At 62.3% G+C, this 21,903-nt stretch carries 18 protein-coding genes and 1 other RNA gene; 10 read left to right on the forward strand and 9 right to left on the reverse strand.

Translation table 11 applies throughout. The annotated features are described in order from the left end of the window. Window positions 1-9: 9 nt before the first annotated feature. Window positions 10-945, reverse strand: coding sequence for an alpha/beta hydrolase (locus QN219_RS09295; protein ID WP_283999331.1), 936 nt, complete (start codon window positions 943-945; stop codon window positions 10-12). A gap of 257 nt (window positions 946-1,202) precedes the next feature. Here QN219_RS09295 and QN219_RS09300 point away from each other — a divergent pair, with 257 nt between their 5' ends. The 4 genes from QN219_RS09300 (at window position 1,203) to metF (ending at window position 6,099) form a co-directional block, all read left to right on the forward strand. Continuing rightward, complete coding sequence (locus QN219_RS09300; protein ID WP_283999332.1) at window positions 1,203-1,976, forward strand: ribonuclease T2 family protein; 774 nt, start codon at window positions 1,203-1,205, stop codon at window positions 1,974-1,976. 120 nt (window positions 1,977-2,096) lie between these two features. Beyond that, window positions 2,097-3,746, forward strand: a complete 1,650-nt coding sequence (gene ettA, locus QN219_RS09305) for an energy-dependent translational throttle protein EttA (RefSeq protein ID WP_283999334.1) — start codon at window positions 2,097-2,099, stop codon at window positions 3,744-3,746. 395 nt (window positions 3,747-4,141) lie between these two features. Beyond that, complete coding sequence (locus tag QN219_RS09310; RefSeq protein ID WP_283999335.1) at window positions 4,142-5,161, forward strand: metalloregulator ArsR/SmtB family transcription factor; 1,020 nt, start codon at window positions 4,142-4,144, stop codon at window positions 5,159-5,161. Between the two features lie 2 nt (window positions 5,162-5,163). Further along, window positions 5,164-6,099, forward strand: coding sequence for a methylenetetrahydrofolate reductase [NAD(P)H] (metF, locus tag QN219_RS09315; protein ID WP_283999336.1), 936 nt, complete (start codon window positions 5,164-5,166; stop codon window positions 6,097-6,099). A 535-nt stretch (window positions 6,100-6,634) separates the two neighbouring features. Here the strand turns inward: metF and QN219_RS09320 are convergent. The 5 genes from QN219_RS09320 to QN219_RS09340 all read right to left on the reverse strand — a co-directional run bounded on the left by QN219_RS09320 (window position 6,635) and on the right by QN219_RS09340 (window position 12,158). After that, window positions 6,635-7,564, reverse strand: coding sequence for a DMT family transporter (locus QN219_RS09320; protein WP_283999338.1), 930 nt, complete (start codon window positions 7,562-7,564; stop codon window positions 6,635-6,637). A gap of 228 nt (window positions 7,565-7,792) precedes the next feature. Next, window positions 7,793-9,004 carry a lytic murein transglycosylase gene (locus QN219_RS09325; protein ID WP_283999340.1) on the reverse strand — a complete coding sequence of 404 codons (1,212 nt, stop codon included), beginning with the start codon at window positions 9,002-9,004 and terminating at the stop codon, window positions 7,793-7,795. Between the two features lie 248 nt (window positions 9,005-9,252). Then, entirely contained in the window at window positions 9,253-10,038 is a 786-nt protein-coding gene (locus QN219_RS09330) for a glycoside hydrolase family 25 protein (RefSeq protein WP_283999341.1), read from the reverse strand. Between the two features lie 195 nt (window positions 10,039-10,233). Further along, complete coding sequence (locus tag QN219_RS09335) at window positions 10,234-10,911, reverse strand: class I SAM-dependent methyltransferase (RefSeq protein ID WP_283999342.1); 678 nt, start codon at window positions 10,909-10,911, stop codon at window positions 10,234-10,236. Further along, a complete protein-coding gene (locus QN219_RS09340) occupies window positions 10,908-12,158 on the reverse strand; it encodes a DUF3419 family protein (RefSeq protein ID WP_283999343.1) in 1,251 nt (416 codons plus the stop codon). The genes QN219_RS09335 and QN219_RS09340 overlap by 4 nt, the downstream gene beginning before the upstream one ends. Window positions 12,159-12,339: 181 nt before the next feature. Between QN219_RS09340 and QN219_RS09345 the strand changes: the two genes are divergently transcribed. After that, a complete protein-coding gene (locus QN219_RS09345) occupies window positions 12,340-13,707 on the forward strand; it encodes a serine hydrolase (RefSeq protein WP_283999344.1) in 1,368 nt (455 codons plus the stop codon). A 106-nt stretch (window positions 13,708-13,813) separates the two neighbouring features. On the opposite strand, the gene QN219_RS09350 is transcribed toward QN219_RS09345, so the two are convergent. The 3 genes from QN219_RS09350 to QN219_RS09360 form a co-directional block, all read right to left on the reverse strand. After that, window positions 13,814-14,821, reverse strand: coding sequence for a lytic transglycosylase domain-containing protein (locus QN219_RS09350; RefSeq protein ID WP_283999345.1), 1,008 nt, complete (start codon window positions 14,819-14,821; stop codon window positions 13,814-13,816). Window positions 14,822-14,937: 116 nt separating this feature from the next. Further along, a complete protein-coding gene (locus QN219_RS09355) occupies window positions 14,938-15,573 on the reverse strand; it encodes a LysE family translocator (protein WP_283999346.1) in 636 nt (211 codons plus the stop codon). A gap of 202 nt (window positions 15,574-15,775) precedes the next feature. Next, entirely contained in the window at window positions 15,776-16,990 is a 1,215-nt protein-coding gene (locus QN219_RS09360) for a pyrophosphate--fructose-6-phosphate 1-phosphotransferase (protein WP_283999348.1), read from the reverse strand. 401 nt (window positions 16,991-17,391) lie between these two features. Between QN219_RS09360 and QN219_RS09365 the strand changes: the two genes are divergently transcribed. The 5 genes from QN219_RS09365 (at window position 17,392) to rnpB (ending at window position 21,579) form a co-directional block, all read left to right on the forward strand. Next, a complete protein-coding gene (locus QN219_RS09365) occupies window positions 17,392-18,096 on the forward strand; it encodes a DnaJ family molecular chaperone (protein WP_283999349.1) in 705 nt (234 codons plus the stop codon). Further along, window positions 18,093-18,857: an N-acetylmuramoyl-L-alanine amidase gene (locus tag QN219_RS09370; RefSeq protein WP_283999350.1), complete on the forward strand. Its 765-nt coding sequence runs from the start codon at window positions 18,093-18,095 to the stop codon at window positions 18,855-18,857. The genes QN219_RS09365 and QN219_RS09370 overlap by 4 nt, the downstream gene beginning before the upstream one ends. 226 nt (window positions 18,858-19,083) lie before the next feature. Next, a complete protein-coding gene (locus QN219_RS09375) occupies window positions 19,084-19,617 on the forward strand; it encodes a lytic transglycosylase domain-containing protein (protein WP_283999351.1) in 534 nt (177 codons plus the stop codon). 184 nt (window positions 19,618-19,801) lie between these two features. After that, entirely contained in the window at window positions 19,802-20,989 is a 1,188-nt protein-coding gene (locus QN219_RS09380) for an FAD-binding oxidoreductase (protein ID WP_283999353.1), read from the forward strand. 191 nt (window positions 20,990-21,180) lie between these two features. Further along, window positions 21,181-21,579: RNase P RNA component class A (gene rnpB / locus QN219_RS09385), an RNA gene on the forward strand. Window positions 21,580-21,903: the final 324 nt, after the last annotated feature.

The following is a 21,903-nucleotide window of genomic DNA, read 5'->3' on the forward strand; positions in this document are numbered from 1 at the left end:
TCTTCCGTTTCAGCGCTTCCTGTCGACGGCCTTGAGGCACCAGGCGGCGAAGTCTTCCATCGCCTTCTCCCGGCCGATCTCGTTGAGCGTCTCGTGGCGCATGCCGTCATGGATCGTAACCGTGACATCGGTCATGCCGCGCGCCTTCATCCGTCCGGCCAACCAGCGAATGGCGGCACCGTTGAAGGTCGAAGGATCGGCGCTGCCGCCGACGAGATGGACCGGCAGATTGGAGGGTAGCCGCGCCAGCCGGTCCGCGCGGGCACCGGCGAAGGCGAATTTGAACACGTCGATCCACAGCGACACCGTCGCATCGAAACCGCAGAGCGGATCGGCGGCATATTTGGCGACTTCACTTTCGTCGCGCGACAGCCAGTCGAAATCGGTCTTCCGATCGGCAATCGCCTTGCTCCAGGCGCCGAAGGTGAGCTTCGTGAGCAGCGGGCTCGGCACGTCCGAGCCTTTCAGCATCCTCTCGATCGCCAGCACCGCCTGGCCCGCCCGACCGGCGAGGCCCGGGCGGAAGTTGGAATTCCAGACGGCAAGAGCGTCGTAGAGTTCCGGATCGCTTTCGGCGGCGTTGAGCGCGATGAGGCCGCCCATCGAATGGCCGAAGAGAACGATCGGCAGGCCAGGGTGGCTGGCGGCGGCCATGTCGCGCATTGCCCGCAGGTCCGCTATGACCTTCTCCGTTCCTTCGCGATGCGCGAAGGTCGCAAGCGGCGCGTCCGGCGCCCGGCTCTCCCCGTGGCCGCGATGGTCATGCGCATAGACATGGAAGCCATGTTTCGCCATCGCTTCGGCGAAGCGCGCATAGCGGCCGGAATGTTCGGCAAGTCCGTGGCTGACAATGAGAATGCCCTTCGGATCGACAGAGGTGGCGAAATGGCGCCACCCGAGCGCGGCACCCGTCGGGCTCTGATGCGTCCTCACCTGCCCGAACATGCATGCCCCCGGAACATTCGCCAGACTCTCGTGTGCGCCCAAAAGAGGACGCCCGTTATGCAAAAACCGGAAACACTTCCCAAAGGAAAAATGCTCCGCCGGATATCAAATCGATTTGGGCGGCAAAGGCAATCGCTGCTTGTTGCTTGTTGCGCATGAGGTCACAACGAATCCGGAAACGAGGATTAGGGGTTGCAATTTTCGCGTTCCTGTCGATATTTGTTCTCGTTTTGTTTTCTTGTTGGAGGCTATCTGAAATGCGGGCGAAGGCGGTAACGAATCTTACGAGGGTTGCGACGCTCATTCTGGGCCTGGGACTGTCGTCCCTTGCCGCAGCCGAGGACGTGTCGACGGACGAAACTGCGGGGGCGACGAGCTCCGACAAGACGCAATATGTGCTGGCGGTCAGTTGGCAGCCGGGATTTTGCGAGACGCGACCCACCCGCAAGGAATGCGTGGACCAGACGGCCGACCGTTTCGATGCGACGCATTTCTCGCTGCACGGGCTTTGGCCGCTGAAGAAAAGCTATTGCGGCGTCGAGGCGGAGCTTAAGGCGCGCGACCGCAAGGGCGATTGGCTGGACCTGCCGAAGCTTGCGATGGCCGACGAGACTGCAGCCCGTCTGCTTGTCGCCATGCCGGGCGTCAAATCCGGCCTCGATCGCCACCAGTGGCTGCAGAGCGGCACGTGCCAGGCGGCAAAGGCCGAGGACTACTTCAAGCTGCAACTGCGTCTTCTCGACGAACTGAACTCGTCCGCCGTGCAGGCCCTCTTTGCTGAAAAGGTCGGTTCCGAGATTGGCGAAAGTGAGATCAAGCAGGCTTTTGACCGGAGCTTCGGCGCCGGTGCCGGTGACCGGGTGCGCATGCGTTGCCAGACGGTGGAGGGCCGCAGCGTCATCACCGGTCTCACCATCGGGCTTTCCGGAGATCTCGCGGGTGAGGACGACCTTAAAAGCCTGATCCAGGCGGCGGGACCGACAGAGTTCAAATGCGCCAAGGGGGTCGCCGACGCTGCCGGTCGCGGCTGATCCGTGACGGGTAGCCCGTCGGGAGGGAATGGCGGGGCGGGGGCCTTTGGCGGATTGCCCCGCCACCATAATTCGCCTACATAGCGGGCAAATTTCCCTTCCGATGCGGAGCATTCCTTTATGGCACGTCAGTTCATCTATCACATGGCCGGGCTCAACAAGGCCTATGGCAACAAAAAGGTCCTGGAGAACATTCACCTGTCGTTCTATCCGGACGCGAAGATCGGTATTCTCGGCCCCAACGGCGCGGGTAAGTCGACGGTGCTCAGGATCATGGCCGGCCTCGATCATGAATATACCGGCGAAGCCTGGGTCGCCGAGGGCGCGACCGTCGGCTATCTGCCGCAGGAACCGCAGCTCGATCCACAGAAGACGGTGCTCGAGAACGTCATGGAAGGCGTTGCCGCCAAGAAGGCGATCCTCGACCGCTACAACGAGCTGATGATGAACTATTCCGACGAGACGGCGGACGAAGGCGCCAAGCTCCAGGACATCATCGACAGCCAGAATCTCTGGGATCTGGACAGCCAGGTGGAAATGGCGATGGACGCGTTGCGCTGCCCGCCCGGCGATGCGGAGGTCACCAATCTTTCGGGCGGTGAGAAGCGCCGCGTCGCGCTCTGCAAGCTGCTGCTGTCGCAGCCGGATCTCCTTCTGCTCGACGAACCGACAAACCACCTCGACGCCGAGACGATCGCCTGGCTTGAAAAGCACCTGCGCGAATATCCGGGCGCCGTGCTGATGATCACCCACGACCGCTACTTCCTCGACAATGTCACCGGCTGGATCCTCGAGCTCGACCGCGGCCGCGGCATTCCCTACGAGGGCAATTATTCCGCCTATCTGCAGGCGAAATCCAAGCGCATGGCGCAGGAGGGGCGCGAAGAGGCCACTCGCCAGAAGGCGATCAGTCGCGAGCAGGAGTGGATCGCTTCGAGCCCGAAGGCGCGCCAGGCGAAGTCCAAGGCGCGTATCCGTGCCTATGACGAGCTGGTCAAGGCGGCGGCCGACCGGCGGCCGGGCGACGCGCAGATCATCATTCCCGTCGGCGAGCGTCTCGGCCAGGTGGTGATCGAAGCGGAAAACATCTCCAAGGGTTATGACGACCAGTTGCTGATCGAAGGCCTGAGCTTCAAACTGCCGCCCGGCGGCATCGTCGGCGTCATCGGTCCGAACGGCGCCGGCAAGACGACGCTCTTCCGCATGATCACCGGCCAGGAACAGCCCGACGAAGGCGCGTTCCGCATCGGCGACAGCGTCCAACTCGGCTATGTCGACCAGAGCCGCGACGCGCTCGACGGAAGCAAGACCGTCTGGGAGGAAATCTCCGGCGGCAACGACGTCATCAAGCTCGGCAAGCACGAGGTCAACTCGCGCGCCTACTGCTCGTCCTTCAACTTCAAGGGCGGCGACCAGCAGCAGAAGGTCGGTACGCTTTCCGGCGGCCAGCGCAACCGCGTACACCTCGCCAAGATGCTGAAGGCCGGCGGCAACGTCATCCTGCTCGACGAACCGACCAACGACCTCGATACCGAAACGTTGGCGGCGCTCGAGGACGCGCTCGAAAACTTCGCCGGCTGCGCGGTGATCATCAGCCACGACCGCATGTTCCTCGACCGTCTGGCAACCCATATCCTCGCCTTCGAGGGCGACAGTCACGTCGAATGGTTCGAAGGCAACTTCGAGGATTACGAAAAGGACAAGATCCGCCGCCTCGGCCCGGATTCGGTCAATCCGAAGCGGGTGACCTATAAGCGCCTGACGCGCTGAGGCCTGAACGATCGAGGGGACGCACCCGGGGCAGGTTTCCCGCGCAACGGATCGTTGCGCTTCGCCTGCTCATTGTGCTCGCCAGGAATACGGCACGGCCAGGTTCTGGGCCCAGAAATCGCCTTCATGTTCCGTACCGCTTTCCCTCAGTCCGCATCAGGTCAATCACGGCGCCTGACGCGCCGTGATTCCTGTGACGAGCGCAGGGATAAGGGTGGAGGGCGTTACCTTGGCCCCGACAGGGATGCTGCCTGGCAGCATCCTGCGGCGGCGGAGGTTTTCCGTCCGTCCGGCTATCTCCCGCGCGCCACTCTATTGTCTTTCCGCGCAAATTCGCTTGCACGCGTCTCGCAATTCACATAAAGATATCTTTATGTGTTGATGAGGAGACGACGGTGAGCCGAGGAACCCTTGGGTTGGATGCGTTGGTCGACGTTTTGAAGGCGGCGGGTGAGCCGACGCGAATGCGCCTTCTCGCGCTGCTTTCCGCCAGCGACCTCACCGTTACCGATCTTACCGAAATTCTCGGCCAATCGCAGCCGCGTATTTCTCGGCATCTGAAGCTGCTCGCCGAAGTGGCGCTCATTGATCGCTATCAGGAAGGGGCATGGGCCTATTTCCGCCTGCGGCAAGAGGGGGGGCGCGTCGCTCTGGTGCGTGATCTGCTGTCAGCAGCCGCGGCTGAAGACGCCATCCTCGCCAAGGATGCGGCGCGGCTGGCCGTCCTGAAGCGGCAGCGTGCCGAGAAGGCGCAAGCCTATTTCAGCCGTAACGCCGCCGGATGGGATGAGCTGAGACGGCTGCATGTCAGCGAAGGCGATGTCGAAGCCACGCTGAAGGCGATGGTCGGCGACGAGCCGGTCGAGAGTCTGCTCGATCTCGGCACCGGCACGGGGCGCATCCTGCAGCTTTTCGAGGGCATCTACCGGCGCGGCATCGGCGTCGACGCCAGCCGCGACATGCTCGCCGTGGCGCGGTCCAATCTCGACAAAGCCGGGATCACGAAGGCTTCCATCCGTCACGGCGACATTTTCAATCTGCCGCTTGATGGCCAGGCTTTCGATCTCGTGACGATCCATCAGGTGCTGCATTTCCTGGAGGAGCCCGAAGCGGCGATCGCCGAGGCCGCGCGTATGCTCGCGCCTGGCGGCCGGCTCGTTATCATCGATTTCGCGCCGCACGGGCTCGAGTATCTGCGCGACGAGCACGCCCATGCACGCCTCGGCTTCTCCCATCAGGCGATGGCCGACTGGCTGCAGAAGGCGGGCCTTGCGCTGGAGAAAACAACCGACCTCGCGCCGGAAGGTGCGGACGAGGGCAAACTGACAGTGACGATCTGGCTTGCGCGCGATCAGCGCGTCGCCGATCACATCGCCGATATGCCGCGTCAGCGCGTTCAGGCAGGGGGAGTTTGAGAATGGCGACACGCACGCTTTATCCGGCCGAGCGCGGCAATCTCAGGCTGTCATTAGAGTATTTTCCTCCGAAGACGGACGAGATGGAGGTACAGCTCTTCCAGACCGTGGCCGACCTCTCCGTTTTCAATCCCGCCTTCGTCACCGTGACCTACGGTGCCGGCGGCTCGACGAAAGCCCGCTCGCTGACGACCGTCAGGCGCATGATCGGGGAGATGGGCGCGACGAACACTGCGGCGCATCTGACCTGCGTCGGCGCCCCAAAGCCCGAGGTCGATGCGGTGATAGAGGAGTTCCTGGCCTTTGGCGTCCGGCATTTCGTGGCTCTCCGGGGCGACCCGCAGGGCGGCATCGGCAGCACCTATCAGCCGTTTCCGGGCGGTTATGAAAACGCCGCCGCCCTCGTGAAGGCCTTGCGTGCCCGTGGCGACTTCGAAATCTCGGTCTCGGCCTATCCGGAGAAACACCCGGAGAGCCCGGATGTCGCCGCCGACATCGACATGCTGAAGCGCAAGGTCGACAACGGCGCGACGCGGGCGATCACCCAGTTCTTTTTCGACAACGATGATTTCGAGCGCTATCTGGAGCGGGTGCGGCGGGCTGGCGTCCAGGTCCCGATCGTCCCGGGAATCCTGCCGATCAACAATCTCACGCAAGTGCAGAGATTTGCTGGCCTGTGCGGAGCGCGGATTCCGCAGGCGATAATTTCGCGGCTCGCCCATCTTGAAGAACAGCCGGCGGAGCGGTTCAAGGAAGCGACCCACATAGCTGCCGAGCAGATTGTCGATCTTGCGCGGCGCGGCGTGCGCGACTTCCATCTCTACACGATGAACCGCTCGCCGCTTGTCACGGCGGTTTGCGACCTGGTCGGCTATGCGCGTGCACCGGCACAGGAGACCGCTGTCGAGCTCCCGGTCAAGGCGGTCGCAAGGGCATAGATATCGATATAGATATAGATAGTGCCGGCAGCGCGCAGTGCCGGAACAGAGAGAAAGCCCATGAACGAATCAACGTTCATGGGCTTTGGTCATTATCGCAGCCTGTTGACCGGGTACTCTATGAGAGGCCTGCCTGACTAATCTCGCTGCAAATGGATTTTCCGGAATTAAAGTCCCTGTCTCGGTTTGGACTTGTCAGTGGCCTTGCTCAGACAAAAAGCATTACGGCCACGAATGCAAACGCTGCACTGATCATGAGGACATTCAACGAATGTGTAAGTCCCATAAGCTGATCCTCCCTGCGTTGACGGGTAAAACATAGGGCGAAAAAGCGGCGCGTGAAAGCGAAACTTGTGCTGCGCTGCGAAACGCGTCTGGTGGAGAAACCATATTCACAGGGCTAACCGCCGGGAATCGCTCACCAATTTCCGTTGCCACATTTTTTTCACAATTGCTTCGCAGCGGTTAATATGAACGTTTGTAATGCTGCGTGAGCGGGGCGTCGCGTGGCGGCGAGAGCCGTTTTGATTCTGTTTCAAGCTGAATATCGGAGTTTCAGGATGCGTCCGTCGAGGACCGTGAGACCGGTCGCGATGAGGGCCATGCCGGCGACGTCCAACGCCTGCAGCGTTTCGCCGAGGAAGAGATAGCCAAGCAGGATGGCGCTCGGCGGCACCAGGAGAGTGACAAGGGAAGCATTCGTCGCGCCGGCTTCCGCCATGACCCGGAAATAAAGAATGTAGCCGTAGGCGGTGGAGACAAGGGCAAGTCCGAGGATCGCGAGCACAGCGGTCATCGGCGGCATGGGCAATATCCAGGGCGTATCGGCAAGGGCAGCGATCGGCAACATCATGAGTGTCGACGCCGTCAGTTGTCCCGCTGCCGTCACGGGCGGCGCCAGATTGCGGAAGCGCTTGCCGTAGGTTGCTGCGAGACCGTAGCTCACGGCAGCGAGCACGGGCAGGACGAGCGCCCAAAGCGGGATCGTGGTGGAACGGCCGACAAGGCCCGCGAGCGCGCTCGGCCCGACAAGCACGATGGTGCCCGCCAGTCCCAGCAGGCAGCCGCTGATCTTGGAGGCGCTCAGTTTCTCGTCGTCCGTCGCCATGTTGGCGATCAGCACGGTCCAGACCGGAGTCGTCGCATTCAGGATCGCGGCGAGCCCCGCACCGATATGGGTCTGGCCGAGGAAGATGAAGGCGTGTGGAATGGCATTGTTGATCAGCCCCATCAACAGGAATTCGGGCCAGCGTCTCTTGAGCGCCGGATAGATGTCGTAGCGGCCGCGAATATAGATGTGGAGAGCAAGTGCCGCGAGACCGAGGCGCAGGAGAACCAGCGTGAAGGGCGGCACATGGGCGACAGCCACACGCGCGAAGAAAAACGAACCACCCCAGATGAGACCGAGCAGGGCCAGGAGCGCCCAGTTGCGCATCGTCATCTGTGTGTTGATCGGTGAATTCATGATCGTGCCTGCGCCGTTCTGCAAATTGACGCGTAAGCCCTAATACGGCGAAGCGGGTGGTACCACCCGCTTCTTGCTCGCGTTCGACTGTTTTCGAGCCCGTCTCGGCTTGTCCGATGACGAGCGTAGTTCTACAGCGGCGTGCGTCTTTTCAGACGCACAAAGGCCGTTGTAGCACTTTGAGTTGCTGCCTTAACTCGGCTTCGACCTAAGGGAACATGCAGCAGATCAGAGCGCGCCCAGGAGCTCCGGCGTTGCCCAGCCGTCGGCGGGCAATCCCAGCTTCAGCTGCTCCTTCTGCAGCGCGGTGCGCGTTCCGGAACCGAGAATGCCGTCGATCTTGCCGACGTCGTGGCCGAGGGCCTGGAGCCGCGTTTGCAGCGCCTTCATCTCGACATCGCCGAGGCCCGGTTCCGGATTGCCGCCCTGGTAGGGCGGGGCGCCGGCAAGGCGGGTGGCAAAATAGGCTGCGGAAGTCGTGTAGATGAACGACTGATTCCACTCGAGATAGATGTTGAAGTTCGGATAGGTCAGGAAGGCGACGCCCTTGCGACCTTGCGGCACGACGAGGGATGCTTCAAGGCCGCTGTTGGCGGTGTTGCCGTCGCGCGGCGTGACGCCGAGCGCGAACCAGTCTCCCGCCGTCATGCCGGATTGCAGCCCGGTCTTCTCCCATGGCAGGTTCTCCGGGACCCTGACTTCCTGAATCCAGGGCTGGCCGGCCTTGAAGCCGAGGCTCTGGATGAATTTTGCCGCCGTGAGGATGGCATCCGGTGAGCTCTTCTTCAGATTAACGTGGCCGTCGCCGTCGCCATCGACGCCATAGGCGATGATGTCTTCCGGCAGCATCTGCACCTGGCCGATCTCGCCGGCCCAGGCGCCGGTGGTTGTCGCCGGGTCGAGGTCGCCGTGCTGCACCATTTCGATCGCAGCCAGCAGCTGCGGGCGGAACATTTCCGGGCGGCGGCAATCATGTGCCAGCGTCACCAGCGCATTGCGCGTGTTGAAATCGCCCTGGACCGCGCCGAAATCAGTCTCCATCGCCCAGAAGGCGGTGATGACCGGAGCCGGCACGCCGAATTCGCTTTCCGCCCGAGCGAAAACGTCGGCATATTCCCTCATCTTCTGCGCGCCGATATCGAGCCGAGCCTTGCTGACGGTGCGCTTGGAAAACTCGGTGAACGTCTGCTTGAACACGCCCTGGGCGCGGTCGCGGCTCAGAACCTTCTGGTCGATCGCGGCGCCGGCGAGAGCGCGGTCGGCGGCATCGGCCGGCATACCCTTGGCAACGGCCTCGGCCTTGACGCCCTCGAGAAACGTGGCGAGATCGCCGCCGCAGGCCATGGCCGGCGTCTGCGGTTGGGGCTGCGCCAGCGCCGAGGTGGCGGTCAGCGCGAGCAGTCCGAGAGTGAGAAGGGCTTTTTGGGCTGCGCCAGTCATCATAATTCCTTTCTGTCGCCGGTCGGTCTCAGTCGGCCGGCGAGCCTGCAATCTGTCTACTGCATGTTTCCTTGTACCGCCGGCGATCCAGGGAAACATGCAGCCATTCCGAGTGCTGCAACGACCGTTGCGCGTCTGAACACCGCATGGCGCCGTAGGGATCAAATCTGCCCAAGCTCTCTCAGAGCATTATGACCGAATGAAGAAATGCGGGGTGTCCACGACCAAATCCGAACAGCAATTCCCGTCTATCTCGCCCGGGAAACCGCCGCGACCCACTTCTGCCAGTTTTTCGCGGACCCGGCGAAGGCGTTGATGTCCGTGCTTCCCTGGATACCGGGGATGACGCCGGTGCTGGTGTATTGCCAGAAGGCCCAGCGGCGCTCCACGTAGACCTCGCCCGGATGCTTGGCAACCGAGCGGACCCAGAAGTGATAGTCCTTGAACTGGTCAACGAGATTGTCGCGATGGAAGTCAACGGACGTATAGATGATCGGCCGCTTGCCGTAATGCGCTTCCAGCCGGTCCATGAAACGCTTCATTTCGGCGCGCACGGTCTCGGGCGAGGGGCGATAGCGGCAGGTCTTCGATTCGCCGTTCCATTCGACATCGAGTACCGGCGGCAGATAGACCGCGCTCTTTGGCACGTTGGCGATGAACCAGTCGGCCTGGGCGTCCGCGGTCGAGCAGAAGTAATAGAAGTGGTAGGGCGCGTAGGGAATTCCGGCGGCGCGCGCCTGCTGCCAATATTCGTTGAAGCGCGTATCGACCCTGTCCTTGCCTTCGGTCGCCTTGATGAAGGCGAAGGAGACGCCCGAATTTTTCACGCTCGCCCAGTCGATGTCGCCGTTCCACTTGGACACGTCGATACCGTGGACGTGGTGACCATGCGGCGTGCGACCGCCGAAATCCTGCGGGTCCGTGTCCCGGAACCGCGGCGATATCGAGGCGGTCTGGACCAGGTCGTAGTCGGTTGAGGTGCAGGCGGAAAGAATGGTTGCAATAGGCAATAAAGCCAGAAGAAGCCGGCGCATGGGGTTCCCGTTTCGAGACGATCGACGATCCTGCCTCACGCGATGGCTTCCATGATGATGATTTTCCCCTCGGAGGCGTGCCCCATTTTCACCATATCATCGTAAAAATTGAGTTAGCTCAAGTGGGGATTGCGACGGGACGAACAGTTCGGTGTCGCTGGTGCGGGCGCTTGCCCCGCCGGTGATGCGTCAGGGTTATCTAGGCCCGTTCGCGCCGGGGCGGCGGTAGACGGCCAGCCAGGCATATCCCCGACCGATCGACTTCAGTTCGAGCACCGCTCCGTTTCTGTCGGCCTTGTCATGCAGGACGTCGAAAAGCGCTTCACGAGGCGTCACGTGAAAGCGCCGGAGCCACGCCTGGAGCAGGCGGCGGAAGCCGCCGGGCCAACCCTCCTGCTGGCCGAAGTCGGCGATGTGAAGCGAGCCTCCCGGGTTGAGCGCGGCGATCGCGGCATCGAGCGACCGGTCCCATTCGGGGATCATCGAGAGCGCATAGGAAATGACGATCCGGTCGAAACTCGGCAGGTCGAAAGCGGCGGGTGTGAAATTCGTCGCATCGGCGACGCGCAAGGTCACGTCCGACCGCCCCTGTCGCCGAAGCTTTGTTCTCGCGGTGGCGAGCATTTCTGCAGAAATATCGAGACCGAACAGCCGGGCGTCCGGATAGAGATCGCCGATCATGGCGAGGTTGCGGCCCGTGCCGCAGCCGACCTCGAGCACGGAGGCACCCGGCGGCGGGTTGAGCTCCCGGATCAGCGTGTCGCGCCCGAAAAGATAATATTTCCGCGTAAAATCATAGATGTACCGCTGGTAGCGGTACATCCGGTCCATGAGGCGGGCGTGGTTGTTTTCCAAGGGCTGGGCGGCGCTCATGCTTTCTTCCGGTAGACGTGGAAGCCGCCGTAGATGGCCGAACGGTCCTCGGCGCCGAGCTTGATGGACGCCTCGGCATCGTAGTGCCACTGGTCAAGCAGTGCGGCGGAGACGCGGCCCGGCAGGATGCTTGCTTCCGCGGCCGTGCGGAAGATCACCATGGCCCCGGCATCGGCGGTGCGCGTGATCTCCGTCCAGAGATCGTTCAATTGGCGATCGGTCATCCAGTCCTGCGCGTCGAGCAGGACGTAACGATCGACGGACGAAGCGGCCTTGCCGGCAAGCAGCTCGGTGAAGCTTGCGTGGTGGACTTCGACGCGTTCGGCATGGTTGCGGATCGCCTCGTGGTTCTGGGCTTGCAGATAGGCCGGCAGCTCACCTTCGTGCGGCTGCGGATAGCGTCGGGCGAATGCCTGCCAGGCGAAATAGTTCTCGCGAAGCGGGAAATGGCAGGTGAGCTTCTCAAGACGGTGGCGAAGCACTGCGGCCAGCGATTTCTCCTCGCTCAGGCTCGCGAGCTCGTCGAACTGCTGCGGCGGGATGCCGAGGCCAAAAAGCGAGCTCTTGCGGCTGGTGATCCAGCGGATAACGGGACGGTCGAACAGCGGCGCGAGCTTGTCGTCGAAGAACTGGCGCTGTTCGCGCATGGAGCGCGCCTTGACGAAGTCTTCCGGATTGATGCCGTGAAGACAGGCGAGCAGATGGCTGGCGGCAATGAAGCGGCCGAGCAGGCCGGTGCGATAGATGTTGCGGCCGAACACGCCGATGCGGCGGCGTCCGTCGCGTGCGCGGCCGTTCCAGTAGGCGCGGGTCGCCGCATCGAGGTTAGGGGCCAGGAAGAGATCGAAGGCCTGTACGTTCGACCGCGTGCCGGTTTCGCCGAGAAACCGCACGACATCTTTGTGGCTCGGCAGGTGGCGGAAGGCCGCGAGTTTCAGCCGGTTCAGTGCGATGTGGTGTGGATTGAGATCGACGACATCGATACGGGCGGGGCCGGCGGAGAGATAGGTCAGCATGTTGCAGCCGCCGGAGCCGATCGTCACGATGCGGTGTCCGGGGCGGATCTGCATTGCCGCCATGTCGACGATCGGGTCTTCCCAGATCTGCGGATAGACGAGCCCGGAGAAGAGCAGCCCGAACAGGCGTTCCGACAGGCCGGCGAGGGAGAGGGGCTTGTGCTGGAGCAGCGCGCTTTTCAGCTTCGGGTTCTTCCTGCCAAAGCCGGCATCGGGAGCGAGTTCGGTCATCTTTGCCTGTCATCCAGTTGAAACTTAGCCGCTTCTAAAGTGACTCCGCTACACTTTGATGACGGGGTTTCGCACAGGCGCGCGCTTTCCAAAGGGCTTTTCCTTTCGCCGGAATCCTGTTTCTCTGAAGCCTGTTGCGTGCCCTATGCGCGTGCATGCAATAGAGCCCGGGAGGATGCGAATGAGACGTTTGCTGAAGACGATCGCCGGGGCCGTGGTCGTCGGTCTTGCGGGTATCGGCGGCTGGCTGGCGCTGTTTCCGCCGGACCTTCTGAAGGTCGGTGACGGCTATGCCGCCAAGATCGTCTGCTCCAACGTCTTCATTGCCAAGCGCGATCCGCAGGCCGTCCTTGCGGAAGACGTGCAGGCACCGGGGCATCCGCTCCTGAAGTTCGTGCGTGTCTCTGTTGACCGGGACCGGGAGACCGTGACGGCGCGCATATTCGGCTTTGCCGCGCCTGGCCGAGCGGTCCACAGGCCGGGATTTGGCTGCACTAACGTCGACGACGGCGGCGCGCAGGCGCTTGCAGGCTCTCCAAGCGAGACAAGGGGTGCGGCCGGGGTATCCGCCGTTCACGATGCGGCGCTCGGCTGGCCCGACGGCAGCAAGGCCGATATCGATCCGGCAATTCAGAGCGTCATCGAGGATGCCGGCCTGGCGGGGCCCGGCATACGGGCGATCGCCGTCGTGCGCGACGGCCGGCTGGTGGCCGAAACCTATGGCCCCGGCTTTGACCGGGAGACGCCTCTGCTCGGCTGGTCGATGACGAAATCCGTGACCGCGGCGCTGATCGGTCTGCGGATCGGCGAGGGGGAGATGGACGTTGCGCGCAGCGACCTGCTGCCCGCCTGGAGCGGCGACGATCGATCGCGGATCAAGCTTGCCGACCTGCTGGCGATGCAAAGCGGCCTCGCATTCAACGAGGACTATGGCGACGTCACCGACGTCACGCGCATGCTCTATCTCGAATCCGATATGGCCGGCTTCGTTGCATCCAAGCTGCCGGAGGTGCCGCCGGGCACGAAATTCCGCTATTCGAGCGGTACCAGCAACCTTCTATCCCGGCTCTGGATGCAGACGTTCGACGATCCGGCTGAAGCACTTGCCTATCCCGGCAAGGCGCTTTTTGCGCCACTCGGCATGAGAAGCGCGGTGATGGAGACCGATGAGAGCGGTACTTTCGTCGGCTCTTCCTACATGTATGCGACGGCGCAGGACTGGGCGCGCTTCGCACAGTTTCTGCTCGAGGACGGAAGCTGGAAGGGCAGGCGGCTTTTGCCCAAGGGCTATGTCTCCTTTATGCGAACGCCATCGGCGGCTTCCGGCGGCGATTATGGTTCCGCCCAGGTCTGGTTGCAGGAAAACGGCATTCGCGCCGGGACGGGCAGCTTCCCGCCGGACACGTTCTGGATGCTCGGGCACGACGGACAGGCGATCATGATCGTCCCCTCGCTGAGGCTGGCGGTCGTCCGTCTCGGCCTTACGCCATCGCGAACCGGTTACGATGTGCAGAAGCTGAACGCCAAAATAATAGAGGCGCTCGATTGAGCGCCTCGGATGTCAAAGCCGTGTTGCTTGCGGAAGACGCAGTAGCACTTTGAATTGCTGCATGCTCCTTCAACCGCTTACGATTCAAGGAAACATGCAGTAGCGCTTACCGCATGTCGAGCTCGTCGAGCATGCCCTTCCGCTTGGCGTGATAGTAATAGCCGCTGGCGTAGAGCTTCACCGCGCCATCATGCTTGTTGTCGGCCACCATCCAGGCGCCGCGCAGATACCTGGTCGCGTATTTGAGATTGGTTTCCGCGTCGAAGAGGCCCTCGGCCGGTCCTTCAAAGCCAAGGCCCTTGGCGGTGTTGTAGCGGATCTGCATCAGGCCGTAGTTGCCCTTGCTGTAGGCGCGGGGATTGTAGTTGCTCTCGCGCTTGACGACCCGATGCACCAGCTCCAGCGGGATACCGTTCAGCTCGGCATAGTATTTGATCAGCCGGTCGAGCTCGGGCCGCGAGCTGGTCGGCGTTTTCGAGAATTTCATCGAATCGGGGATGACGCTTGCGACTGCGCCGACGGCCGAGCCGATAACGCCCGTGTTCGGCCGCGCGGTCGGAACGATCATCCTCTTGGCGACCAGCGTTTCGAGGCCGACCGGCTCGCCCGTGTCGAAATCGGATTCCATGGCGGCAGCGACACCCAGGAAGGGCACGGCCGCGGGCTCGGCGACGGCAGGCTTCTCGGCAAGCTCTGCCGATGCAAGGGACTGTCCGGCGGGCGCTGCAATCGCTACCTCGAATGCCTGGCCCGGTTTGGCCACGGGAACGGCGACGCGCTGCGGTGCCGCAAAGGCCAATGTCGTGTCCGTTGCCGGAGTGACGCCTGTCGCGGCTTCCGTCGCGGCCGGCAGCATTGCCGTCGTCGTGGCGGCGACTGGGGTCGCCTGTGCTGCGAGCGCGCTCGAAGCGGTGGTCGCCACCCCGTCCGGCGTCGGCAGGGCATAGGCCGTCATTTCCGTTCCGGGCTTCGCTATGGGCGTGACGGTCTGCACGGCGGTCAGTTCTTCAAGCGACGTATGCTCTACCGTGGAGCACCCCGAGGCAATGGCCACCGATGCCAGGGCAGCGGCAGTAAATGCCCGTTTTGAAAGGGAGATACGGAATATCGCCATAGTGTCACTTTCGTGCTTCTGGGCCCCGTAGCCCCTGCAAATCAGTGGATGCCAACCACCGCGCTTGAATCTCCATTAACCGATGCCGTTGGTTGCGGCAAGCGTGGGGGCGATTTTCACGACGCAGTCCGCTTCAGGCCGGCCGTCAGCAGCCCGGCGCCGATGAGCAGCGAACCGCCGGTGCGGTTGACCACGCGGCGAACATTCGGCTTGCGGATCGAGTTCCGCGCAGCCGAAGCGAGAAAGGCATAAAGCGCCGCATTGAGCGTTGCGAGCACGAGGAACGTGGCCTCGAAAATCGCCATCTGGGCAAAGAGCGGCCGCGACAGATCAAGGAACTGCGGCAGGAAGGCGACGAAAAAGATGATACTTTTCGGGTTGAGCGCGGTGACGGCATAGGTGTGCAGGAAGATGCGCAACGGCCGTTCCGTCGGGGCTGTGCCGTCGGCATCCTGATCGTCACTGCCGACCGGTGCCTTCCAGAGCTTGATGCCGAGCCAAACGAGATATGCGGCGCCGACCCATTTCAAGAGGGTGAAGATGGCGGCCGACGTGGCGAGCAGGGCGCCAAGGCCGAGCATCGAGGCGGTCATGGCGGTGAAATCGCCGAGGGCGACGCCGGCGACCGTCGCTCCGGCGGTCTTCCGGCCATGACCGAGGGAGTAGGAGATCACAAGAAGAATGGTGGGGCCGGGGATGGCGAGCAGCACCGCCGAGGCGGCCGCAAAGGCAAACCAGTGTTCGAAGGACATGAAAAGGCTCCGCGCTTGAATGGCTCTCTTTCCTGGGTAGAACCCGGAGGGAGCCACGCAAGCGCGCAGCCGTCAACTGGTAGTGCGGGGGCGCTGCTTGGCGCGGGATGAGGAAAAGCGTGTGCGCGGTTTTCCGTCCGCATCCCGCGCGAACTTCTTAGAAGCGATCACGTTTATGATTCCGACCTGAAATCATCGTGATCTAGTCCGCCGCTTGCCACTTCTGGCCGATGACATCCATGACATCGCCGAACCACTTGGCCGACGTGTCGAAATGCTTGCCACCCTTGATGCGCGGGAACTCGATCGTGCGCAGCTTGCCGCCCTGGTCCTCGTCATGGCCGGTGACGCCGGAGACCTTGTTGAGAGCGCTTTCGACCGCGAGGTCGACCATGCTCTGGATCAGGCGCAGGTCGTCGCCATTGGCGGGCGCGGAGCGGGCGTAATAGCCGGACTTCTGCACCATCGAGCGTTCGGCGCCGAGCAGGGCGGCGAACTGCTTGGAAAACCAATTGCCGACGTTGATCGTATCGATCTTCACATGGCCGAAAGCATCACGCTTGACCGTCTCGCCGGCCGCCTCGCGCTCGGCGACGATCGCGTCGAGGCAAGCGCCTTCACTGACGAACAGGGTGACGAAGCCGGCGCGGTCCATGACTTCGCGCAGACGCTCGGCCTCGGCCTCCAAGTCGAACTTCATCTCCGGCAGGTATAGCCCGTCGATGTTCTTCAATTGCGCGTTCATCATGAAGCCGTCGACATAGTCCTTGTCTCCGGCCATCTGGATATAGGAGCGTGCGGTTGCCGCCGTCAGCCAGCCGCAGTGGCGGCCCATCACTTCGTGGACGACGAGGGTGCGCGGCGCTGCGCTCTGCTCGTTGCTGACATGGTCGAAGAAACGCGCACCGTATTCGGCCGCGGTCCAGGCGCCGAGCGTCTGGCGGATAGGCACCACGTCGTTGTCGACCGTCTTCGGCAGGCCGACCACCGTCAGGTCGTAGCCGTTGGCACCGAGATAGGCGGCAAGATCGGCCGCCGTCGTATTGGTGTCGTCGCCGCCGATCGTGTGCAGGATCGTCACACCGTCGGAAGCCAGCCTTTCGGCGGCAACACGAAGCGGGTTCTGACCTTCCTTGACCAGGCCGCGCTTCACGCAGTCGGCGGCATTCGTGAGCTTCACGCGGCTGTTGCCGATCGGCGATCCGCCATGGCGATGAAGCACATGCGCCTTCTCGCGCATTTCCGGGGTAATTTCGATACGATCGGCGAGAAGCAGGCCCTGGTAGCCGGAGCGGTAGGCGACGAGTTCGTAGTCGGGCGCGATGTCCGTGTACCGTTCGATCAGGCCGCCGACAGCGGATGAAAGGCAGGGGGCAAGCCCGCCCGCCGTCAGCATTGCGACTTTCTTCTTGGCCATGGTTCCTCCTCGGCGATTCGGCACTGGCTGGCGGCTCATCAGAGCCAATCACATTCATGATCCTTGCCTATTCAAGGACACCGTGGTCTAGCGCAAATCCGATGGAAGTTAAATGACAGGGCTGTGGATGCGCGAAAAGTTCGAACAGGGCGGTGGCGTAAACCGCGTCGCGCCGCCTTGGCGATGCGGGCTTTCAGTCGCGCCAAATTTTTTTGCCCGATCGCAACTTCACCGGAATCGATCGCGTTTATGCCGCACCGAAATCGGTTGAAATTTACGGCGATATGATTTATTGAGGGGCCATCACAAATCCGTCATCCAGGACGTTTCCGGCTGCCGGCCGCTTGCAATTTGCCACCACATCGGGTCATGCTGCTGGTGGACAGGGAAAAATCGCACATATGTCATTCTGGGACAGCCTGCTGAAAATCGTCACGGCCACCGGCAACGCGCTTGCAGGCGTGGTGGAGGCTGTTCGCACCCTCTTTGAAGGAGATCCGGAAACCCGGCGCAAGGTCGCGTTCTCGGTCGCGATGATCGCCCTTTCGGCGAAGATGGCGAAGGCCGACGGGATCGTCAGCGAGAACGAGGTTGCCGCTTTCCGCGATATCTTCAAATTTCCCGCCGATCAGGCGCGGAACGTTGCGCGTCTCTACAACCTCGCGCGTCAGGACGTTGCGGGCTACGAAGCCTATGCCGAAAAGATGGCGTCGCTGTGCTCCTCCTGCGAGAAGAACTGCCCGATCCTCGAGGACATTATCGACGGACTCTTCCACATCGCGAAGTCCGATGGCGCTGTCCACGAGAAGGAACTGACCTTCCTCATGCGCGTCGCCGAGATCTTCAAGATGGACGAGGAGCATTTCCAGAGCATCATGGCGCGTCATGTTCATCTCTCAGGCGACCCCTATGAGGTGCTGGGCGTATCGCCGAAGGACGACTTCGCCAAGATCCGCAGGCGCTATCGCGTGCTCGTGTCCGAGAACCATCCGGACATGCTGGTGGCGCGTGGCGTTCCGGAAGAATTTCACGCGATCGCCAACGATCGCATGGCCGCGCTCAATGCGGCCTACGAGGCGATCGAGAAAGAACGCCGCGCCGCATGACAGCGAAGACATGCGATTTTCCCGGCGCGCGTCTCGTGCCGTCGCCGAACCACGGCGAGCGGGCGGGCGGTCGCGAGCCGGATATGATCCTGCTGCACTACACCGGTATGGAGACGGCGGTATCGGCGCTCGACTGGCTTTGCCGCGAGGAAAGTCAGGTTTCCAGCCACTACTTCATCCACGAGGACGGGCGCGTCGACCAACTTGTCGCGGAGGAGCGGCGGGCCTGGCATGCGGGAAAAAGCTTCTGGAAAGGCGAGACGGACATCAACTCGTGCTCGATCGGCATCGAGATCGCCAATCCCGGCCATCCGGGTGGCCTGCCGGAGTTCCCTGAAGCGCAGATTGAAGCGGTCGTCGAATTGTGTCGGGACTGTGGCCAACGCTGGTCCATCGCCCCTGAAAGGGTGCTTGCGCATAGCGATGTCGCGCCGATTCGCAAGGTCGATCCGGGAGAAAAATTTCCCTGGCATGTGCTGCATGCCAGAGGGGTCGGCCACTGGGTGGAACCGACGCCGGTCGGCGGTGGCCGGTTTTTCCAGCGCGGCGACCGTGGGCAGCCCGTCGCGGCAATCCAGTCGCTCTTGTCACTTTACGGCTATGGTATTGAAGTAACAGGCGATTTCTGTGAAAAGACCGAGGGCGCGGTGGCGGCGTTCCAGCGACATTTCCGCCAGGCGAGGGTGGACGGAATCGCCGATGTTTCGACCATCGACACGCTCCACCGCCTGCTTTCCGCACTTCCGAATCTCAGCGTTTAGGCGGCGATTTTCGGGTGCGCTAATTTAGCGTGCTCTTCACTTTCCTGCGCGATTTTTTTGTGTTGCCACATGTTTACCATGATGGCCCCTTCATTTGCGCTCCATCAACTGCAGGGGATGCAGCGCGTCCGCGCCGCTCTTTTGTCAATGAAAGCGATCGGGAAATTCGGTCGGGTGGCGGGGTGCGCCGCCCGGGCAGTTCCCCAGACCGGAGACTTCAAACTAAATGAGAATATCGTCTGTTGCTGCGGTGGCGGCATGCCTTGGCATGTTCATCACCGGGATGGGTACGTCGTACGCGGGGGGCGTCGACAAGACCATCAAGACCTCTGCCCTTCCGTCGGCCACCAGAACGACAGGCTATCCGAAACCAGACCTGACACTATCGCCCGCCTCCCAATACACGATTCTCATCCATTCCTACGCAAAACAATTTGGCGTCCCCGCGGGCCTCGCCCATGCCGTCGTGCAGGTCGAAAGCAACTTCGACGCGAAGGCGCGCGGCAGCTCCGGTGAAATCGGCCTCATGCAGATCAAGCCCGCCACCGCCCGCATGATGGGCTATTCCGGTTCCGCCAAGGGCCTCTACGACCCGGAAACCAACATCAAGTTCGGCATGATGTATCTTGCGAAGGCGCGCGAGCTTTCGGACGGCACCACCTGCGGAACCATCCTGAAGTACAACGCCGGTCACGCCGCCAAGCGCATGAACCCGGTGTCGAAGCGCTATTGCGGCAAGGTCCAGTCCATCCTCGACTAAACGTTGAAATCGCCGGTGGGCCGGCGGCGTCGCCCTTCGTGGCTGAGCATGACTTGCCTTGGAGCGGTTCCGATCCAAGGCTTGGCCGGATAGGTCTCGCGTTCCGGCATACCGTTAATTCAATTCGGTGCCATTTGTTATTGCGGCATGTTATTCCCGGCGAACTGAACAGTCGGGGAGTGGCATGTCGGAGAACTTTGATTTCGTCGTTGTCGGCAAGGGCATGATGGGTGCTGCGGCCGCGCGGCATCTGAGCGGTGCCGGTGCAAGCGTTGCGCTCATCGGCCCCGACGAGCCGGAAGATTGGGCCAATCACGGCGGCGTCTTCGCCAGCCACTATGACAATGCCCGCATTACCCGCACGATCGACGACGATCCGGTCTGGGCCCGTCTCGCCCGCCGTTCGATCGATCGCTACGCGGAGATCGCCGGCGAGAGCGGCGTCGACTTCTACGCGGAGGTCGGCTGCCTGATCGCCGCGCCAGCGCCAGGCGGCGAATTCGATTATCTGGAGAACGTCGGACACGCCCGTGACAGGCTCGGCGTCGAGGCGCCGCTGATTTTGGGCGATGATCTCGCTCAGCGCTTTCCCTGGTTTCGTTTCCCCAAGCGCTACGGCGGTATTCATGAGGCGCGGGGCGCGGGCCACATCAATCCTCGGGCGCTGGTGCTGGCGCAGACGATCCTTGCCGAAAGGTCGGGCGCACGCGTCATCCGTTCCGAGGTGATTGCCGTCGACGAAAATTCGGATCACGCCGCCGTTACGACCGCCGACGGCCAAACGGTTCGGGCCGAGCGTGTCCTTGTCGCTGCCGGCGGCTTTTCGCTGTCGAAGGCGCTGCTGCCGCGGCCGATCGATCTTTCCGTGAAGGCGCGTACCGTGCTTTTTGCCGAGGTCGCTGCCGGGGATCTCTCGAGTTTCGAGGGCATGCCATCGCTGATCGGTGCGGCTCCGGAGCAGGAGCGAAGCTATTATCTGCTGCCCCCGGTTGCCTATGCCGACGGCAAACACTACATCAAGATCGGCGGCGACCCGACCGACCGGCTGCTCGCGAGCGAACCGGCGGTGAGGGAATGGTTCCGCAGCGGCGGCAATGCGCCCGCGGCCGATCATTTGCGTGGCTTGCTTGCCGGAGTGATGCCGGGCTTCCAGCCTGTTTCGACGCATTTTGCGCCTTGCATCACGTCGTTTACGCGCCACGGCTATCCCTATATCGGCTTTGCCAGCGATCGCGTCGGCGTCGTCACCGGCGGCAACGGTCAGGCCGCCAAGAGTTCCGACGAGATCGGCCGACTCGGTGCCGTGCTCGTCCTGAACGGGCATCTCGATGCCCCCGAATACGAGACCGATTTTGCGGTTGCGTACCGCTGACCGATCTACAGCGCCGCGCGTCCGATCGGACGCGCTAATGTGGCTGTAGCATTTGAAGTGCTGCATGATTTTGTCCTCAAATCGATTCCGATTTAAGGAATCGTGCAGTAGGCAAGCGGATCCGGGCGAGCGAAAGTGAAATCACCGATTTCTCTGGCGCTTGTCGCTTTGGTCAGTTAATGACCGCTCTGCCAGTTGGCCGGGCAGCCGCGCCCCGCAAGCGCCGAAAGGCCGCGGGGGGAGGAAAGTCCGGGCTCCACGGAAACACGGTGCCGGATAACGTCCGGCGGGGGCGACCCCAGGGAAAGTGCCACAGAAAGCAAACCGCTTCGCTTCGCGGAGTAAGGGTGAAAGGGTGGGGTAAGAGCCCACCGCGGACATGGCAACATGGACGGCACGGCAAACCCCACCGGGAGCAAGACCGAATAGGGATGACACGGGCGCGCGAGCGCCCAGCCGGTTTCCAGGCGCGTCATCCGGGTGGGTTGCAAGAGGCTGCGCGCAAGCGCAGTCCCAGATGAATGGCTGCCACGTTCCGTTCCTTCGGGAGCGGGGCCATACAGAACCCGGCTTACAGGCCAACTGGCAATTTTTCTTCCACACCTTTTCGCGCGTCGACGTCGAGCGGCGCGTCGCCCCTTTCCTTCTCCTTAAACGAATCAGCTGGCAAAGGCCGTCTGGCCGGCCCGTCCCGGGCGGTTTCGCGCGGGATTCCAATGGATTAGGGTTCCGATCGTAACCCTTTGTTAAACTTAACAACCTATCAATATTTGATCATCCGCGAGGCTTATTACGAGCTTCTCCCATTGACGCCCATATGGTCCCATGTTATCCCATAATGGTACTGCGCAAGGGCCGCGTCGTGGCCCATCGTCGCAAAATTCCAAGGTTCCTTCCTCGGAAGGATTAGGCGG

Source organism: Sinorhizobium sp. 8-89, assembly GCF_030124325.1.
GTDB lineage: Bacteria > Pseudomonadota > Alphaproteobacteria > Rhizobiales > Rhizobiaceae > Sinorhizobium.

Coding starts and splice junctions, on each gene's coding strand:
- QN219_RS09295 (WP_283999331.1), bottom strand. CDS start 945: ATGTTCGGGCAGGTGAGGACGCATCAGAGCCCGACGGGTGCCGCGCTC.
- QN219_RS09300 (WP_283999332.1), top strand. CDS start 1,203: ATGCGGGCGAAGGCGGTAACGAATCTTACGAGGGTTGCGACGCTCATT.
- ettA (WP_283999334.1), top strand. CDS start 2,097: ATGGCACGTCAGTTCATCTATCACATGGCCGGGCTCAACAAGGCCTAT.
- metF (WP_283999336.1), top strand. CDS start 5,164: ATGGCGACACGCACGCTTTATCCGGCCGAGCGCGGCAATCTCAGGCTG.
- QN219_RS09320 (WP_283999338.1), bottom strand. CDS start 7,564: ATGAATTCACCGATCAACACACAGATGACGATGCGCAACTGGGCGCTC.
- QN219_RS09325 (WP_283999340.1), bottom strand. CDS start 9,004: ATGACTGGCGCAGCCCAAAAAGCCCTTCTCACTCTCGGACTGCTCGCG.
- QN219_RS09330 (WP_283999341.1), bottom strand. CDS start 10,038: ATGCGCCGGCTTCTTCTGGCTTTATTGCCTATTGCAACCATTCTTTCC.
- QN219_RS09335 (WP_283999342.1), bottom strand. CDS start 10,911: ATGAGCGCCGCCCAGCCCTTGGAAAACAACCACGCCCGCCTCATGGAC.
- QN219_RS09340 (WP_283999343.1), bottom strand. CDS start 12,158: ATGACCGAACTCGCTCCCGATGCCGGCTTTGGCAGGAAGAACCCGAAG.
- QN219_RS09345 (WP_283999344.1), top strand. CDS start 12,340: ATGAGACGTTTGCTGAAGACGATCGCCGGGGCCGTGGTCGTCGGTCTT.
- QN219_RS09350 (WP_283999345.1), bottom strand. CDS start 14,821: ATGGCGATATTCCGTATCTCCCTTTCAAAACGGGCATTTACTGCCGCT.
- QN219_RS09355 (WP_283999346.1), bottom strand. CDS start 15,573: ATGTCCTTCGAACACTGGTTTGCCTTTGCGGCCGCCTCGGCGGTGCTG.
- QN219_RS09360 (WP_283999348.1), bottom strand. CDS start 16,990: ATGGCCAAGAAGAAAGTCGCAATGCTGACGGCGGGCGGGCTTGCCCCC.
- QN219_RS09365 (WP_283999349.1), top strand. CDS start 17,392: ATGTCATTCTGGGACAGCCTGCTGAAAATCGTCACGGCCACCGGCAAC.
- QN219_RS09370 (WP_283999350.1), top strand. CDS start 18,093: ATGACAGCGAAGACATGCGATTTTCCCGGCGCGCGTCTCGTGCCGTCG.
- QN219_RS09375 (WP_283999351.1), top strand. CDS start 19,084: ATGAGAATATCGTCTGTTGCTGCGGTGGCGGCATGCCTTGGCATGTTC.
- QN219_RS09380 (WP_283999353.1), top strand. CDS start 19,802: ATGTCGGAGAACTTTGATTTCGTCGTTGTCGGCAAGGGCATGATGGGT.